This is a genomic window from Actinosynnema sp. NPDC023794, assembly GCF_040639675.1.
Lineage (GTDB): Bacteria > Actinomycetota > Actinomycetes > Mycobacteriales > Pseudonocardiaceae > Actinosynnema > Actinosynnema luteola.
Genome location: NZ_JBFAFR010000003.1, coordinates 238465 through 253597 on the forward strand (window position 1 = coordinate 238465; position 15133 = coordinate 253597).

At 71.7% G+C, this 15133-nt stretch carries 17 protein-coding genes and 1 pseudogene; 7 read left to right on the forward strand and 11 right to left on the reverse strand.

Annotated elements, in window-relative coordinates; translation table 11 throughout:
* The first annotated feature begins 5 nt into the window (after nt 1-5).
* Nucleotides 6-380 (forward strand): YccF domain-containing protein, encoded by a 375-nt coding sequence (locus AB0H12_RS09685; RefSeq protein WP_499622173.1) that lies wholly within the window; start codon nt 6-8, stop codon nt 378-380.
* 53 nt (nt 381-433) lie between these two features.
* On the opposite strand, the gene AB0H12_RS09690 is transcribed toward AB0H12_RS09685, so the two are convergent.
* The gene (locus tag AB0H12_RS09690; protein WP_230569794.1) at nt 434-817 is read right to left on the reverse strand and encodes a VOC family protein; all 384 of its coding nucleotides are present in this window, start codon (nt 815-817) and stop codon (nt 434-436) included.
* Between the two features lie 71 nt (nt 818-888).
* Nucleotides 889-1680, reverse strand: coding sequence for a metallophosphoesterase (locus tag AB0H12_RS09695; RefSeq protein ID WP_499622175.1), 792 nt, complete (start codon nt 1678-1680; stop codon nt 889-891).
* Between the two features lie 154 nt (nt 1681-1834).
* Here AB0H12_RS09695 and AB0H12_RS09700 point away from each other — a divergent pair, with 154 nt between their 5' ends.
* Nucleotides 1835-2179, forward strand: coding sequence for a hypothetical protein (locus tag AB0H12_RS09700; protein WP_499622176.1), 345 nt, complete (start codon nt 1835-1837; stop codon nt 2177-2179).
* Here the strand turns inward: AB0H12_RS09700 and AB0H12_RS09705 are convergent.
* The 3 genes from AB0H12_RS09705 to AB0H12_RS09715 form a co-directional block, all read right to left on the reverse strand.
* A complete protein-coding gene (locus tag AB0H12_RS09705) occupies nt 2084-2821 on the reverse strand; it encodes a maleylpyruvate isomerase family mycothiol-dependent enzyme (protein WP_499622178.1) in 738 nt (245 codons plus the stop codon). The two genes, AB0H12_RS09700 and AB0H12_RS09705, sit on opposite strands and share 96 nt — an antisense overlap.
* Nucleotides 2822-2957: 136 nt before the next feature.
* A complete protein-coding gene (locus AB0H12_RS09710; protein ID WP_499622179.1) occupies nt 2958-3764 on the reverse strand; it encodes an HAD-IIA family hydrolase in 807 nt (268 codons plus the stop codon).
* Between the two features lie 18 nt (nt 3765-3782).
* On the reverse strand, nt 3783-4247 hold the full coding sequence (locus tag AB0H12_RS09715) for a MarR family winged helix-turn-helix transcriptional regulator (RefSeq protein ID WP_499622181.1): 465 nt from the start codon (nt 4245-4247) through the stop codon (nt 3783-3785).
* Nucleotides 4248-4376: 129 nt separating this feature from the next.
* On the opposite strand from AB0H12_RS09715, the gene moaA reads away from it, so the two are divergent.
* From moaA to AB0H12_RS09730, 3 genes are all read left to right on the forward strand, one after another.
* Complete coding sequence (moaA, locus tag AB0H12_RS09720) at nt 4377-5435, forward strand: GTP 3',8-cyclase MoaA (RefSeq protein ID WP_499622182.1); 1059 nt, start codon at nt 4377-4379, stop codon at nt 5433-5435.
* A 1-nt stretch (nt 5436) separates the two neighbouring features.
* Nucleotides 5437-5691: a MoaD/ThiS family protein gene (locus AB0H12_RS09725; protein WP_499622183.1), complete on the forward strand. Its 255-nt coding sequence runs from the start codon at nt 5437-5439 to the stop codon at nt 5689-5691.
* Between the two features lie 379 nt (nt 5692-6070).
* Nucleotides 6071-6724: a transglycosylase family protein gene (locus tag AB0H12_RS09730; RefSeq protein ID WP_499622184.1), complete on the forward strand. Its 654-nt coding sequence runs from the start codon at nt 6071-6073 to the stop codon at nt 6722-6724.
* A gap of 134 nt (nt 6725-6858) precedes the next feature.
* Here AB0H12_RS09730 and AB0H12_RS09735 read toward each other — a convergent pair.
* From AB0H12_RS09735 to AB0H12_RS09750, 4 genes and pseudogenes are all read right to left on the reverse strand, one after another.
* Nucleotides 6859-7766: pseudogene (locus tag AB0H12_RS09735) on the reverse strand (molybdenum cofactor biosynthesis protein MoaE).
* Complete coding sequence (gene moaC, locus AB0H12_RS09740; protein WP_230569783.1) at nt 7763-8236, reverse strand: cyclic pyranopterin monophosphate synthase MoaC; 474 nt, start codon at nt 8234-8236, stop codon at nt 7763-7765. The pseudogene AB0H12_RS09735 and the gene moaC overlap by 4 nt, the downstream one beginning before the upstream one ends.
* Before the next feature lie 10 nt (nt 8237-8246).
* The gene (locus AB0H12_RS09745) at nt 8247-9635 is read right to left on the reverse strand and encodes an NAD-dependent malic enzyme (protein WP_230569782.1); all 1389 of its coding nucleotides are present in this window, start codon (nt 9633-9635) and stop codon (nt 8247-8249) included.
* 95 nt (nt 9636-9730) lie between these two features.
* The gene (locus tag AB0H12_RS09750) at nt 9731-9916 is read right to left on the reverse strand and encodes a hypothetical protein (protein ID WP_077005610.1); all 186 of its coding nucleotides are present in this window, start codon (nt 9914-9916) and stop codon (nt 9731-9733) included.
* Between the two features lie 123 nt (nt 9917-10039).
* Here AB0H12_RS09750 and AB0H12_RS09755 point away from each other — a divergent pair, with 123 nt between their 5' ends.
* Together AB0H12_RS09755 and AB0H12_RS09760 are read left to right on the forward strand one after the other, a co-directional pair.
* Nucleotides 10040-10630, forward strand: a complete 591-nt coding sequence (locus AB0H12_RS09755) for a 3'-5' exonuclease (protein WP_499622185.1) — start codon at nt 10040-10042, stop codon at nt 10628-10630.
* Between the two features lie 690 nt (nt 10631-11320).
* A complete protein-coding gene (locus AB0H12_RS09760; RefSeq protein WP_499622186.1) occupies nt 11321-13567 on the forward strand; it encodes a helicase-associated domain-containing protein in 2247 nt (748 codons plus the stop codon).
* Nucleotides 13568-13777: 210 nt separating this feature from the next.
* Here AB0H12_RS09760 and AB0H12_RS09765 read toward each other — a convergent pair whose 3' ends face one another.
* Together AB0H12_RS09765 and AB0H12_RS09770 are read right to left on the reverse strand one after the other, a co-directional pair.
* Nucleotides 13778-14383, reverse strand: a complete 606-nt coding sequence (locus tag AB0H12_RS09765) for a GTP-binding protein (RefSeq protein ID WP_230569779.1) — start codon at nt 14381-14383, stop codon at nt 13778-13780.
* Entirely contained in the window at nt 14364-15122 is a 759-nt protein-coding gene (locus AB0H12_RS09770) for a DUF742 domain-containing protein (RefSeq protein WP_230569778.1), read from the reverse strand. The genes AB0H12_RS09765 and AB0H12_RS09770 overlap by 20 nt, the downstream gene beginning before the upstream one ends.
* Nucleotides 15123-15133: the final 11 nt, after the last annotated feature.

Below are 15133 nucleotides of genomic sequence, written 5' to 3' on the forward strand. Positions count from 1 at the left end.
GGCGTGTGAGGCTCATCCTGAACCTGATCTGGCTGGTCCTGAGCGGCTTCTGGCTGGCCGTCGGGTACGTGGTCGCCGGCGTGGTGTGCTGCGTGCTGATCATCACCATCCCGTGGGGGCTGGCGTCGTTCCGCATCGCGAACTACGCGCTGTGGCCGTTCGGGCGCACGGTCGTCGACCGGCCCGGCGCCGGCGCGCCGTCCCTGATCGGCAACGTCGTGTGGATCATCGTCGCGGGGATCTGGCTGGCCATCGGCCACGTGGTGACCGGTGTGCTGCTGTGCGTGACGATCATCGGCATCCCGCTCGGCGTGGCGAACTTCAAGATGGTGCCGGTCTCGCTGATGCCGCTGGGCAAGGAGATCGTCGCCGTCCCCTGACCCGCGGTCCCGGCCGACTCGACCGGATCAGCCGACCAGACCGGATCAGCGGCTCAGCCGATCACCTCGTGCAGGCACAGCACGTTGCCCTCGCTGTCGTGGAACCACGCCGCCTTCTCCGACCCGAGCACGGCGACGTGGTTGACCGTCTTCAGCTCGGGCAGGTCGTAGTCCTCGAACCGCACGCCGCGCCGTTCCAGCTCGCCCATCTCGGCGTCCAGGTCGTCGACCTCGAAGCTGAGCACGGTGTGCCCGGTCTGCGCGCCCTCCTCGGCGGGCATCAGGCCGAGCACGTCGCCGCGGCCGAGCTCGAACAGGCGGGTGCCGTCGTCACCACCGCCCATCGGCGTGAGGCCGAGCTGGTCGGCGTAGAAGTGGGACGCCCGGTCCGAGTCGGTCACGGGCAGGATCGTCGTGGTCCGCGTCGCGGTGAGCATGGCGCTCCCTCCTTGCGGGTGGAGCCCTCTGAGGTGGGGACTCTTGCATTGCGGGTGGGGCAATGCTGCGCCTACTCCGCCTGGTCCGCAACCAGTTGGACGACCAGGCACGGACCTCCGCTGTAGAGACCCGCGTCCACCGCCAGCACCTTGTCGTCGGCGTACCGCAGCGGACCGTCGATCTCCTCCGGCGGCACGCCGAGCTGGTCGGCGATGACGCTGTGCCCGTGCACCACCTCGTGGCCGCCGAGGACCTCGAGCAACTCGCCCGCCACCACCGCGCCGTCCGGGCCGCGGAACGCGTAGCGGGTGGTCATCTTGCGCCAGCACTCCCACCAGTGGTCCAGGTCGTCGCTCTTCAGCACGTCCCACACCGCCTCGTTGACCTCGTCGATCGTGTCGCCCCACTCGAGGTAGGCGAGGGTGTCGGAGTGCATCAGCAGGTGCCCGTCGACCTCGGTGAGCACGCGGCGGGAGGTCAGCCAGTCGATGTGGGTGTCGGTGAGCCGGTCCTGGTCGCTGCGCAGGCCGCCGTTGAGCAGCCAGCTGCGGGCGAAGCTGCGCGGTGTCGGCGCGCCGGGCACGTTGCGGTCGCCGAACCGGTGCATGCCCAGGAGCAGCACCTCGTGGTTGCCGATGAGCGCGTCGACCTGGCCGCCGCTCTGCTCGGCCAGCCGCATCACGAACTCGATCACCCCGATCCCGTCGGGGCCGCGATCGACGAAGTCGCCGAGGAACCACAGCTCCGCGTCACCGCCGCACCAGTCACCGTCGGCGTCGACCAGGCCCGAGGCGTGCAGGGCGCGGGTCAGCTCGGCGAGGTGCCCGTGCACGTCGCCAACCACGAAGAGCGGTCGTTCCACACCTGCGACGATAAGCGACGCGGGGGCGTGGTGCGCAAAAGTCGATCAGCGCTCGGCCCGGACGCTTCGGCCGCACCACCGCGAACCTCACCCGTCAGGGTGAGATCGGGGTGATTCGCCGTGACGAAAGCCGACCGGCGGGCTCTCACCGACCATGAGAGAGCTACTGGAGCAGGTCGCGGGCGAACTGGACGAGGCGATGGTCGCGGTGGCCGCGCGAGCCGGCACGAGCTGGCACCCGTGGCAGCACATCGAGTGGCTGCGCCTCCAGGCGGACCTGCTGGACCGCCTGGGCGCGGCGTTCGGCGGCCCCGGCTCGTGCCGCGCCGAACTGCTGCGCGACCGGGCGGAGCGCATGGCCGACCGGATCAACGGCATGCCCTCCGCGGAGGGCGCCTTCCCCTCACGTCAGCTCGGGCCACCCGAGCAACGCGTCCACCTTCGCGCGGTCGCCCGTCACGGTCACGTCCTCCACCACGAGCCGCCGCCACAGCAGTAGGTACAGCTGCTCGGCCGTGCCGCTGACCCGGACGTCCGCCGAGCCCTCGGCCAGCCGCGCCGGCCTCGCCGACCCGTCCGTGCCGAGCAGCCACGTCGCGCCGGCGTCGGTCGCCGCCAACTCCAGCACCACGGGCCCGCCCTCCCACGCCTTGCCGGTGAGGAAGCGCTCGAAGAACTCGTCGACCCCGTCCACCGCCACCTCGGCCGGGATCGACTTGACCGCGCCCACCGCCCGCTGCGCGTCCCAGCAGTGCACGACCGCCTCGTGCGCCTGCCGCGACACCAGCGCCGCCGCGGTGTCGCGCTCCTCGTCGTTCCACCACACCCACACCGGCGCGTCCGGCCCGGCGACGCGCAGGTAGTCCTCCTGCACGGCGACGTACCGCGCGCTGATCTCCCGCCACCCCTCGACCCGGTCCGGTCCGGTGTCGGCGGCCCGCCGCGCCGCCTCCTCGTCCGGGTACGCGCCCTTCGCCAGCACGACCGCGGTCCACCAGGCCTGCACCTCCGCCAGGTGCGCCACCAGGTCGTCGACCGTCCAGCCCGGGCAGCTCGGCACCGGCGCGCCGAGGTTGCCCGCCACCGCCTCGGTGAAGGACTCGCTGTACTCCTCGACGACCGCCAGGTGATTGATGCCCATGGCCGGTCACGCTAGCCGCGACCACCGACAATTCCGACGTAACCGCAGGTCGGCGACGGCACGAGGGCTCAACCGCCGGCCACGGAAGCCACCGGGCCCAGCCGGCGCCCACCGGGCCCGGCCGGCGCCCACGAACTCAGCCGGCGTCCGCGAGCCCGTCCGGGAACGGGTTGCCCGAGTTGCCGACCAGGTCCGCGATCGACTTGACCACCCGGGTCGGCCGGTACGGGTACAGCTCGGCCGTCGACTCCGTCGAGATCCCCGTGAGCACCAGGATCGTGCGCAACCCGGCCTCCAGGCCGGACCGCACGTCGGTGTCCATCCGGTCGCCGATCATCAGCGTGCTCTCCGAATGGGCGCCCAGCGCCCGCAGCGCCGACCGCATCATCAGCGGGTTCGGCTTGCCGACGTAATAGGGCGCACGGCCGGACGCGCGCTCGATCAGCGCGGCGATCGAGCCGGTCGCGGGCAGCGAGCCCTCGCGGGACGGCCCGGTGGCGTCCGGGTTCGTCGCGATGAACCGCGCGCCCTCCTCCACCAGCCGGATCGCCTTGGTGATCGCGGTGAAGCTGTACGTGCGGGTCTCGCCGAGCACCACGTAGTCCGGGTCGCGGTCGGTCAGCACGTACCCGATCTCGTGCAGCGCCGTGGTCAGGCCGGCCTCGCCGATCACGTACGCCGAGCCGCCCGGCCGCTGCGAGTCGAGGAACTTCGCGGTGGCCAGCGCGGAGGTCCAGATCGCGGCCTCCGGCACCTCCAGGCCCGTGCGGGCCAGACGGGCCCGCAGGTCGCGCTGGGTGTAGATGGAGTTGTTCGTGAGCACCATGAACGGGATGCCGTTCGCGGTCAGCTCGGCGACGAACTCGCTCGACCCCGGGATCGGGTGCTCCTCGTGCACGAGCACGCCGTCCATGTCCATCAGGTAGTTCCACTGAGCGGCCATGGCGGACATGCTGCCGGCTCAGGCCTCGATCACGCGTCGCCGGAACGTTTCGATGAGCGCCTGGTTGTAGCGCTCCAGCACGTCCCGCTCCTCCGGTGTGAAGCGCGACAGCACCTCGCGCAGCGTCTCCCGCGCGCCGACGAAGAGGTGGTCGAACTTGCCCTCGTCCGCCGCGGTGACCTCGACCAGCACCTTGCGCCGGTCGTGCGGGTCGCGGATCCGCCGCACGTACCCGGCGCGCTCCAGCCGGTCGATCACGCCGGTCACCGCGCCGGTGGACAGCCCGGACAGCTCGGCGATCTTGCCCGCGGTGATCGGTCCCCGCGCCCGCAGGGCCAGGTCGAGGCACTTCTCGTCGGTCGGCGACAGGCCCATCCGCTCGGCCACCCGGGTGTGGAACAGGACGGTGAGCGCGCTGGTCTCCCGCGCGTAGACGCTGAACCGCTCCAGCACGTCCGCGGGCACCTCGTGCTCACTGCTCATGTCAGGCAACTTAGCGTTCCGGCCCGGGGTTCCGGCGAACGTGTCCGGCATCTTCGCCCAACTCACGACGCGCCGCCGTCCCCCATTTCCACCAGCACCCACAAGTGTCAGCCGATTACCCTGGCAGGGGTGACAGCTGTCGAGTTGGGGCTACCCGCCGTGCGCGGCAACCCGGACACCTCCGAACGACCGGACTCACCGCTGCTGGTGGACCGGTTCGGCCGGATCGCCACCGACCTGCGCGTGTCGTTGACCGACCGCTGCAACCTGCGGTGCACCTACTGCATGCCCGCCGAGGGCCTGGACTGGCTGCCGAAGCCGGACCTGCTCTCCGACGACGAGCTCACCCGCCTCATCGGCATCGCGGTGACCCGGCTCGGCGTGACCGACATCCGGTTCACCGGCGGCGAGCCGCTGCTGCGGCCCGGCCTGGACGGCGTGATCGCGGCGACCGCGGCGCTCGACCCCCGGCCGCGGATCTCGATGACCACGAACGGGTTGACCTTGGCCAAGCGCGCCGCCGGGTTGGTCGCCGCGGGACTCGACCGGGTGAACGTCTCGCTCGACACCCTCGACCCCGTGCGCTTCCACCGGCTCACCCGCCGCGACCGGCTGGCGGACGTGTTCGCGGGCCTGGCCGCCGCGCGCGACGCCGGGTTGGCGCCGGTCAAGGTGAACACCGTGCTGATGCGCGGCGTGAACGAGGACGAGGCCGTGCCACTGCTGCGCCACTGCCTTGAGCACGGCTACCAGCTGCGGTTCATCGAGCAGATGCCGCTGGACCCGCAGCACGGCTGGAACCGCGACGAGATGGTCACCGCCGAGGAGATCCTCGCGTCCCTGAGCACCGGGTTCACGCTGACGCCCGAGCCGGGCGAGCGGGGCGGCGCGCCCGCCGAGCGGTGGCTGGTGGACGGCGGCCCGGCCGTGGTCGGCGTGATCGCGTCGGTCACGCGGCCGTTCTGCGCGGCGTGCGACCGGACCAGGCTCACCGCCGACGGCCAGGTGCGGAACTGCCTGTTCAGCCGGTCGGAGACGGATCTGCGGGCGTTGCTGCGCGGTGGCGCGTCGGACGAGGACATCGCGCACGCGTGGCGCGGCAACTCGTGGGCCAAGGCCGCCGGGCACGGCATCAACTCGGCCGGGTTCAGCCAGCCTGACCGGCCCATGAGCGCGATCGGAGGGTGAGGTGCGGCTGACGGTGCGGTACTTCGCGGGCGCGCGGGCCGCGGTGGGCGTGTCGGAGGAGAGCTTCGAGCTGCCCGGCGACGCGGCCACGGTGGAGGCCGCGATCGAGGCGGTCCGGAGCCGGCACGGCGCGAAAGCGGCCCGCGTGCTGCCCGCGTGCAGCTACCTGTTGGACGGTGTGGCCGTTCGCGATCATGACACGGCCGTGTGTTCCGGGGCGCAACTCGACGTGTTGCCACCCTTCGCCGGCGGATGACGCTTCTCCACTCTTGCGGCTTAACACGTGAGCTAAACCTCACTTACGGTGATTGATCTCGGTGAATCTCGGAACGGAAACAGACCGGTAACGGTGCCCTGAGCTGGCTAAACAGGGCACTCGGGGAGTCACTCTGTCGCGTTACAGTGATGTGCATCACATGGCAGATCATTTGGCGCGAGCCTCCCGGTTACGTACCGTCGCTTCTCGGTTGGCCCCGACCGACCAGAGCTAGACCGGGACGCCTCGCACCGAACCTGTCCAACGGTGTCCCGGAACACCCCCGAGCGAGAGACAACCACCGGACAGGGATCAAGCCGAACGGCGCACCGGGCCCGAACCCGAGCCGGACGCGCAGGTGCGGGTGGACGAGAGGGAAATGGCTTCTTACCGAGGCAAGCACCGTCCGACCACCAGTTCCACCGCCCGGAGCATCGCGAAGGTCGCCGTCGCCGGCGTCATCGTCGGCGCGCCGCTGGCCATGGCCGCCGGCACCGCGAACGCGCAGTCCGGCGTCAACTGGGACACGGTCGCCGCGTGTGAGAGTGGCGGCAACTGGAGCATCAACACCGGCAACGGCTACTACGGCGGCCTGCAGTTCCTGCCGTCCACGTGGACCGCGCACGGTGGTTCCGGAATGCCCCACCAGGCTTCCCGCGAGGAGCAGATCCGCGTCGCCGAGAACGTGATGAAGACCCAGGGCATCGGCGCATGGCCCGTCTGCGGGCCCAAGGGCCTCGGCGGCGCCCCCGCGCCCGCCAGGACCGCCCCGGCCCCGGCGCAGCCGCGCCAGGCCGCCCCCGCGCCGGTCCAGCAGGCCGCGCCGGTCCAGGAGGCCCCCGCTCCCGTGACCGTGGCGCTGCCGTCCTCCAACCCGAACGGCGACTACGAGATCAAGGCGGGCGACAGCCTGTCGAAGATCGCGGAGGAGCTGAAGGTCGAAGGCGGCTGGGCCAAGCTGCACGAGCTGAACAAGCAGTTCATCCCGAACGCCGACCTCATCCTGCCGGGTCACAAGATCGCCACCAAGTGATCTGTGGCCGGCGCGAGTCGGTGCACGACGGAACAGGGACCCCGGACCGCCCCCCTCGGCGATCCGGGGTCCCCAACCCGTTTCCGGGCTGAGTCGTCGTCACCCTGGTCGCACCGGGTTGTCGTCGCCCCTGGTCAGGGCATGTTGACCCACTCGTCGGTGCCGTCGGTGAAGACCTGGCGCTTCCACACCGGCAGCCGCCGCTTCACCTCGTCGACGAGCTCCGAGCAGACCGCGAACGCCTCACCCCGGTGGTCGGCCGACACGGCGCAGGCCAGCGCCACGTCCCCGATCGCCAGCGGACCGACCCGGTGCGACACGGCGACGGCGCGCACGCCCTCGAACCGCGCCACCACGTCCGCCGCCACCTCGGCCACCACCGCGCCGGCCGTCGGGTGCCCGACGTACTCCAACTCGCGCACCGAACGCCCGTGGTCGTGGTCGCGCACCACCCCGGCGAACGTCACCACCGCGCCCGCCGCCGCGTGCTCCACGAGCTTGGCGTGCTCGTCCACGGACAGCGGCTGATCGCTGACGGTCGCGCGCAGGACCTCGGTCATGCGTGGTCACCTCCGGACACCTGGTCGACGGCGTGCTCCAGCACGGTCGCGAGCACGTCCAGCCCGTCGCGCACCCCGCCGGTCGAACCGGGCAGGTTCACCACGAGCGTGCGGCCCGCCACACCGGCCACCCCGCGCGACAGCACGGACGTCGGCACGCGTGGCCAGCCTGACATGCGGATGGCGTCGGCCACACCCGGCACCTCGAAGTCCAGCACCGACCTCGTCGCCTCCGGCGTGCGGTCGGTGGGGCTGACGCCCGTGCCACCGGTCGTGATGACGACCGCGACGCCGTCCGCCACGGCCGCCCGCAGCGCCTCGGCCACCGGCTCGCCGTCCGGCACGACCACCGGGTCGGGCACGTCGTAGGACCGCTCCCGCAGCCACGCCACGATGATCGGCCCGCCGCGGTCGGCGTACACGCCGGCGGACGCCCGGTTCGACGCCGTGATCACCCGCGCGGTCCGGGGCGCGGTCGTCACGGGCGCTCCCACAGGCCGGTCTTGCCGCCTTCCTTGCGCTCGACCCGCACCGCGTCGAGCGACGCCGCCGGGTCGACCGCCTTCACCATGTCGTGCAGCGTCAGCCCGGCCACCGACACGGCCGTCAACGCCTCCATCTCCACGCCCGTGCGGTCCGTCGTGCGGACGGTCGCGGTGATGCGCACCTCGGCGTCACCGAGCACGAGGTCCACCTTGACCCCGGACAACGCGATCGGGTGACACAGCGGCACCAGCTCCCAGGTCCGCTTGGCCGCCATGATCCCGGCGATGCGGGCCGTGGCCAGGGCGTCGCCCTTCGGCAGGCCGTCGCTGCCCAGCAACGCCACCACCTCGTCCGTCGTGCGCAGGACACCGGACGCCACCGCCGTGCGCGTGGTCGGCTCCTTCTCGGACACGTCGACCATGCGTGCCGCGCCGGCGGCGTCCAGGTGGGTGAACTGGTTGCTCATACCCGCGATGCTAGGCGGATTCGGTGGCGGCCTTCCGGACCGCCTCGGCGACCGCGGGCGCGACCGAGGTGTCGAACACGCTGGGCACGATGAACGACGCGTTGAGGCGTTCGCCGTCGACCACGTCGGCGATGGCGTTGGCCGCCGCGATCAGCATCGAGTCCGTGATCGTGCGGGCGTGGGCGTCGAGCAGGCCGCGGAACACGCCCGGGAACGCCAGCACGTTGTTGATCTGGTTCGGGAAGTCGCTGCGCCCGGTGGCCACGACGGCGGCGTGCTTCTGCGCCTCCATCGGGTCGATCTCCGGGTCCGGGTTCGCCAGCGCGAACACGATCGCGTCGCTGTTCATCGTGGCGACCTGCTCGGCGCCGAACAGGTTCGGGGCCGACACGCCGATGAACACGTCCGCGCCGACCAGCGCGTCGTGCAGCCGGCCGCTGACGTTCTCCTTGTTGGTCGACGCGGCGACGGACTTCAGGTTGTCGTCCAGCCCCGGCCGGTCGCGGTGCACGATGCCGTCCACGTCGACCGCCACCACGTCGCCGGGCTCCTGCTTGAGCAGCAGCCGGATGATCGCGCTGCCCGCCGCGCCGACGCCGCACACCACGACCTTGCAGTCGGTGATCTTCTTGCCGACCACGCGCAGGGCGTTGCGCAGCGCGCCGACCACGACGATCGCGGTGCCGTGCTGGTCGTCGTGGAAGACCGGGATGTCCAGCTTCTCCCGCAACCGCGCCTCGATCTCGAAGCAGCGGGGCGCGGCGATGTCCTCCAGGTTGATGCCGCCGTAGACCGGCGCGATCAGCTCGACCGCGCGGATGATCTCCTCGGTGTCCTGGGTGTCCAGGCAGACCGGCCAGGCGTCGACGCCGGCGAACTTCTTGAACAGCGCGGCCTTGCCCTCCATCACGGGCAGCGCGGCGGCCGGGCCGATGTTGCCGAGGCCGAGCACTGCCGAGCCGTCGGTGACCACGGCGACCGTGTTGCGCTTGATGGTGAGCCGGCGGGCGTCGTCCGGGTTCTCCGCGATGGCCATGCAGACGCGGGCGACGCCGGGAGTGTAGGCGCGGGAGAGGTCGTCGCGGTTGCGCAGCGGCACCTTGGACGAGATCTCGATCTTGCCGCCGAGGTGGACCAGGAACGTCCGGTCGGACACCTTGCGGACCACGATCCCGGGCAGCAGCTCCAGGGTGTCGGTGATGTCCTTGGCGTGGTTGGCCGACAGCGCGTTGCAGGTGAGGTCGATGATCACCCGGTCCGTGTGCGACTCGACGACGTCGAACGCGGTGATCACGCCGCCCGCCCGGCCGACGGCCGAGGTGAGGTCGCCGGCGGCCGACGCCGATGGCGGGGCCTCCAGCCTGACGGTGATCGAGTAACCAGGGCCGGGGACCGGCATCGAACCTCCCAGAACAGCACAGCTCAAGAGGGGGTCGAGCGTAGTCCGCGCAGATATACGGAACGCGCGCGGCTCGACGGCCGCGCGCATCCGGGCTAGCGGTTGATCTCCGTCACGGGGTGGTGGTAGCCGAGCTCTTCGACCGGCAGCGGGAAGGTGACCTTGCCGAACGGCGACAACGCGCCCTGCACGTCGCTGGCCAGCTCGGACACCGCGTACTTGCCGTCGGCGGGCGGCTCCGGCCAGTGCGGGTCGATGCGCTCGGGGCGGGCCTTGGCCACGGTTCCTCCTCGGTCGTGCCTTCGTCGGGACAAGTGTGCCTCATCCGTCCTGGTGACGACGCGCGGTGCCCGACGGCGAAAAGCGAGAGCCACGTCACGGGTGTGATCCCTACCCTCGTGCCCGTGAGCGACACGACGGCACTGCTCAACGTGGTCGACATCGAGGCCACCTGTTGGGCGGGCAACCCGCCGCCCGGGCAGGTGAGCGAGATCATCGAGATCGGCCTGACCGCGGTCGACCCGGCGTCGGGCGAACGGGTCGGCAAGCACCGGATCCTGGTCAGGCCGCGGCGTTCCGCGGTCAGCCCGTTCTGCACCGAGCTGACCGGCCTGACGCAGGCGGAGGTGGACACCGGCGTGGACTTCGCCGAGGCGTGCCGGCAGCTGGCCGTCGAACACCGGGCCGGTTCGCGGCCGTGGGCGAGCTGGGGCGACTACGACCGCAAGCAGTTCACGCGGCAGTGCCAGGCGACAGGCGTGCCGTACCCGTTCGGGCGACGGCACTGGAACGCGAAGCTGGTGTTCGCCCGGGCGCACGGACTGCGCAAGCGTCCCGGGATGGCGCAGGCCCTGAAGATCGCCGACCTGCCGCTGGAGGGCAGGCACCACTCCGGCGCGGACGACGCGTGGAACATCGCCGCCCTGGTCCTGCACCTGACCGGGCGCGACGCCTGGCCGGCCGACCCGACCACCGGACCCGAGGACTACCGGTAGGGGTGCTTCACAGCTTCAGAGATCAAGAGCTTCAAAGATCAAAAGCTTGAGAAGCATGTCCTCGCCGGACGGGCAGATCAGCAGGATGACCCCGACTGCCGCTGGATGCCGCGGGTCCGCTGTGGGTCGGGTTTCGTGTCATCCCTCTGGGGAGGAAGAGCATCAGCGGCCGCACCGCCGGGCCCGTCCGACCCCGGGCCCGACTCGCGACCCCCGGACCGTCCACCGGCACGCCCTTCCCCCACCAGGAGGGCTTCGTGTCATCCCGCCGACCTGGCGCAGCCCTATCGCGTGTCAAAGGGGGCGCTGGTCAGCGATACCCACGGCTCCGACTGTGAGCGCCCCCTTGATACGTGTGGTAGCCCTTGTGGAGATCGGTGGGATGACACGAAACCCAGGCCAACGACGAACCCGGCGCAGAACCACCCAACCCCGGGTCATCCTGCTGATCTGCCCGTCCGGCGAGGACATGCTTTCAAGCTTCTACGCCAACACCCGACCAACCCCACCACCACGGCCCCACCACGCCAGCGGCACCGAAGCCGTTGCTGCGCAAGGGTCCCCGCCTAGGGGAACCCTGTTTCGAATTCTACCGGCGGGGTCCGACAATTCCGGCCGACCGACCGCGAGCGGCGGGGTTACGGGGGCTGGGCGGCCCGGTGCGGGCGGTCGGCATATACCGTGGTGAGGATGTCCGGCACGACCCTCGCCGAGTGGCTGCGGGCGCAGGACGACTCCGCGCTCGTGGCTCTGCTGCGCGCCCGGCCGGACCTGGCCACGCCCCCGCCGGCGGACACGACCGTGCTCGCCACCCGCATCGGGTCGCGGGCGTCCGTGGCGCGGGCCTGTGAGGACCTCGACACGCTGACGTTGACGGTCCTCGAAGCGCTGCTCGTGCTGGACGCCGACCTCACGCCGGTCGGCAGGAGCGCCGTGCAGGAGCTGTTCGGCCCGACCGACATCAGCGCGCCCCTCGACACGCTCCGCGTCCGCGCCCTGCTCTGGGGCGGCGACCACGCGCTCAGCACCCCGCCCGCCACCCGTGACGCGGTCAACCCGTTCCCCTGCGGCCTGGGCCGCTCGGTTCCCCGCCTCGCCACCGCCGACCTCACCGCCCTCGACCCCGACGAGCACCGCGTCCTGCAGACCCTCGCCGCCGGTCCGCCGGTCGGCCAGACCAAGGACGCCGCGCAGGTCGTCTCCCTCGCCAACGCCCGCACGCCGATCCAGAAGCTGCTCGCCCGCGGGCTGCTGGTCCGGCGGGACGCGCAGACCGTCGAGCTGCCCCGCGAGGTCGGCCTGAAGGTCCGGGGCGACCGACCGCTCGGCGCGATCCAGACCACCGAACCGCCGCTCACCACGTTCCGCCGCGACCCGTCCGACGTCGACCACACCGGCGGCGGGGAGGCGTTGGAGCTCTGCCGGCACGTCGAGACGCTGCTCAAGAGCTGGTCGGAGGACCCGCCGGCGGTGCTGAGGTCGGGCGGCGTCGGCGTGCGGGAGCTGCGCAAGCTCGCCAAGGACCTCGACGTGGACGAGCGCCGGGCCGCGCTGCTGGTCGAGCTGGTCGTCAACGCGGGCCTGGTCGCCGACACCGAGGGCGTCGAGCCCGAGTGGGTGCCGACCACGCAGACCGACGCGTGGCTGGTCGCGGCGCCCGAGCACCGCTGGGCGACGCTGGCCCAGGCGTGGCTCGACCTGCCCCGCCTGCCCGGTCTGATCGGGCGGCGCGACGACCGGGACCGGCTGCTCAACCCGCTGGCGCCGGAGCTGAACCGGCCGGGCGCGCCCCGCGACCGCAAGCGCATCCTCGAAGCGCTGGCCGCGTTGGAGCCGGGCACCGCCGTGATCGAGCCGGACGAGCTGGCCGCCGTGCTGGCGTGGCGGGCGCCCCGGCGTGGCGGGCGGCTGCGTGACGAGCTGGTGCGGTGGACCGTGGACGAGGGCACGCAGGTCGGCGTCCTCGCGCACAACGCCGTCACGGCGCAGGGCCGCACGCTGCTGTCCGAGGGGCCCGGCGCGGCGGCGAAGCGGCTGGGCGACGCGTTGCCCGCGCCGGTCGACCACGTGCTGGTGCAGGCCGACCTGACCGTCGTCGCGCCCGGGCGGTTGGACCCGGAGCTGGCCGACGAGATCGCGCTGGTCGCGGACGTCGAGTCGGCCGGCAGCGCCACGGTCTACCGGGTGCGCGAGGGCTCGGTGCGGCGGGCGTTCGACGCCGGGCGCAGCGCCGCCGACCTGCACGAGCTGTTCAAGACCCGGTCGCGCACGCCGGTGCCGCAGTCGTTGACGTACCTGATCGACGACGCGGCGCGCAAGCACGGCCGGTTGCGGGGCGGTGCGGCCGGGTCGTTCCTGCGCTGCGACGACCCCGTGCTGATCACCGAGGTGATGTCGCACGCGGAGGCGGAGCGGTTGGCCCTGCGCAAGATCGCGCCGACCGTGCTGGTCAGCCCGTTGCCGCTGGCCGAGGTGCTGGACGGGTTGCGCGGCGCCGGTTTCGCGCCCGCCGCCGAGGGCCCGGACGGTCACGTGCTGGACCTGCGGGCCGGTGGCCGGCGGATCGCGGGCAAGGGGCGGCGGCGGCCGGTGCAGCCGGGCGCGCCGTCGGACGAGCAGTTGGACGAGCTGGTGCGGCTGGTGCGGGCGGGCGACCGTGCGGCGACGACCACCGGCGGTGCGCGGGTCTCGGTGCCGGGTCACCTGGGCGCGGGACCTTCGGCCACGCTCGCGTTGCTGCAACGGGCGGCGCGGGAGGGTCGCAGCGTGCTGGTCGACTTCGTGGACGGCCACGGCACCGCCGCCCGTCGCGTGATCACACCGCAGGTCGTGGGCGGTGGCGTGCTGGAGGGCGTCGACGTCAGCTACGGCGAGGTGCGCCGGTTCCCCCTGCACCGCATCACGTCCGCCGCCCTGGTCGAGGGTGACGGCGCGTAATCCCCCGTTCGGCACTGATGATCACCTGATCGGTGAACCCGCGACGCCCTAGCGTCGAGTCGCGGCGCTCGCGCCACCCACCACCGTGCGCCGAACGGCCGGGCCACCCCCGCCTGCTCGGGCACGCCGAAGGGCGGCCTCCTACGAGGAGACCGCCCTTCGGCGCGAAGCCGTCAGATCACCACGCGCACCGGTCGACCGCGAGGCCGATCAGCCCGCGCGGACCGACATCCACTGGCGCATGGCGTGCTCGACCAGCGTGATGAGCGTCTGCTTGGTCGACTGCCGGTTACGCGCGTCGCACGTCACTATGGGCACGGACTGGTCGATGGTGAGCGCCTCGCGGACGTCCTCGATGCGGTGGTGCAGCAGGCCGTCGAAGCAGTTGACCCCGACCACGTACGGCAGCTGCCGGTCGTCGAAGAAGTCGATCGAGGCGAACGCGTCCGCCAACCGGCGCGTGTCCACCAGCACGATCGCGCCGATCGCGCCCTTCACCAGGTCGTCCCACATGAACCAGAACCGGTGCTGGCCCGGTGTGCCGAACAGGTACAGGATCAGATCCTGGTCCAGCGACACCCGGCCGAAGTCCATGGCCACCGTCGTGGTGACCTTGTTCGGCGTGGCCGAGAGGTCGTCCACCCCGGCACTGGCCTCGGTCATCACCGCTTCGGTGGTCAGCGGAACGATCTCCGACACGGAACCGACGAACGTAGTCTTGCCCACGCCGAAGCCACCGGCCACCACGATCTTCGCGGAGGTCGTCGGCTTCCGTTCGCCATCGGCCGCGTTGGGGCTAGAGCCTGCGAAGCCCACTGAGCACCCTCTCAAGGAAATCAATGGACGGCTTGTCCCCCGTGATCAAGCCACCCTGATGAATCAAAACCAAACCCATGCTCGCCATGTCGCCGATCAACACCCTGGCCACGCCGAGCGGGAGCCGGAGGTGGGCGGCGACCTCGGCCACCGACCTGGTGTCGGTGCACAGCCCGCAGATCGACCGGTGCTCGGGGAGCACCGCCGCGTCGCGTTCGAGACCTCGCTCGCTGGTCGACACCAGCGCCTCGATCGCGAGGTCGTAGTCGGGCCGGGTCCGGCCACCGGTCCGGGTGTACGGGCGGACCAGCGACCCGGACTCCGCCGCCGGGTTCTCCTCGCGCCGCACGACCGGCTGAGGGCCCGTCGTGTAGGGCACCTGTTCCGGCACGCTGTCCGGCAGGCCGTGCGCGCCGAAGAGATCGGCTCCCGGACCACCGAACAGGCCGCTGCCGTACCCGTCGATGTCGAACCGGTTGGGAACGTCGTCGTAGTCGTACGACGAGTCGTCAACCTCACGCTGAGACATATCGCCTTGCCCCTGCCCTGTGCCTTCGACCCGTGACCGCTGCGCCTGCTCCGCCCGGCGGCCTCGCCACGAGTTGGGTGCGTCCTCGGCTTCCTCGTCCTGTGCGGGGTCGGCATCCGGCTCAGCGAATTGGAAGCCGCCGACCGCCCACTCCTGGTAGTTGAAGTTCCTACCGAAGCGTCGGCCGCCGGCGCCAGATCGTTCAGCCATTTACCTTCACC

What these genes read in the sequence shown, in the direction of transcription:
- AB0H12_RS09715 (WP_499622181.1), bottom strand. Translation starts at nt 4,247, where the DNA reads ATGAGCAGTGAGCACGAGGTGCCCGCGGACGTGCTGGAGCGGTTCAGC.
- AB0H12_RS09710 (WP_499622179.1), bottom strand. Translation starts at nt 3,764, where the DNA reads ATGGCCGCTCAGTGGAACTACCTGATGGACATGGACGGCGTGCTCGTG.
- AB0H12_RS09770 (WP_230569778.1), bottom strand. Translation starts at nt 15,122, where the DNA reads ATGGCTGAACGATCTGGCGCCGGCGGCCGACGCTTCGGTAGGAACTTC.
- AB0H12_RS09745 (WP_230569782.1), bottom strand. Translation starts at nt 9,635, where the DNA reads ATGCCGGTCCCCGGCCCTGGTTACTCGATCACCGTCAGGCTGGAGGCC.
- moaC (WP_230569783.1), bottom strand. Translation starts at nt 8,236, where the DNA reads ATGAGCAACCAGTTCACCCACCTGGACGCCGCCGGCGCGGCACGCATG.
- AB0H12_RS09760 (WP_499622186.1), top strand. Translation starts at nt 11,321, where the DNA reads ATGTCCGGCACGACCCTCGCCGAGTGGCTGCGGGCGCAGGACGACTCC.
- AB0H12_RS09700 (WP_499622176.1), top strand. Translation starts at nt 1,835, where the DNA reads ATGAGAGAGCTACTGGAGCAGGTCGCGGGCGAACTGGACGAGGCGATG.
- AB0H12_RS09705 (WP_499622178.1), bottom strand. Translation starts at nt 2,821, where the DNA reads ATGGGCATCAATCACCTGGCGGTCGTCGAGGAGTACAGCGAGTCCTTC.
- AB0H12_RS09730 (WP_499622184.1), top strand. Translation starts at nt 6,071, where the DNA reads ATGGCTTCTTACCGAGGCAAGCACCGTCCGACCACCAGTTCCACCGCC.
- AB0H12_RS09690 (WP_230569794.1), bottom strand. Translation starts at nt 817, where the DNA reads ATGCTCACCGCGACGCGGACCACGACGATCCTGCCCGTGACCGACTCG.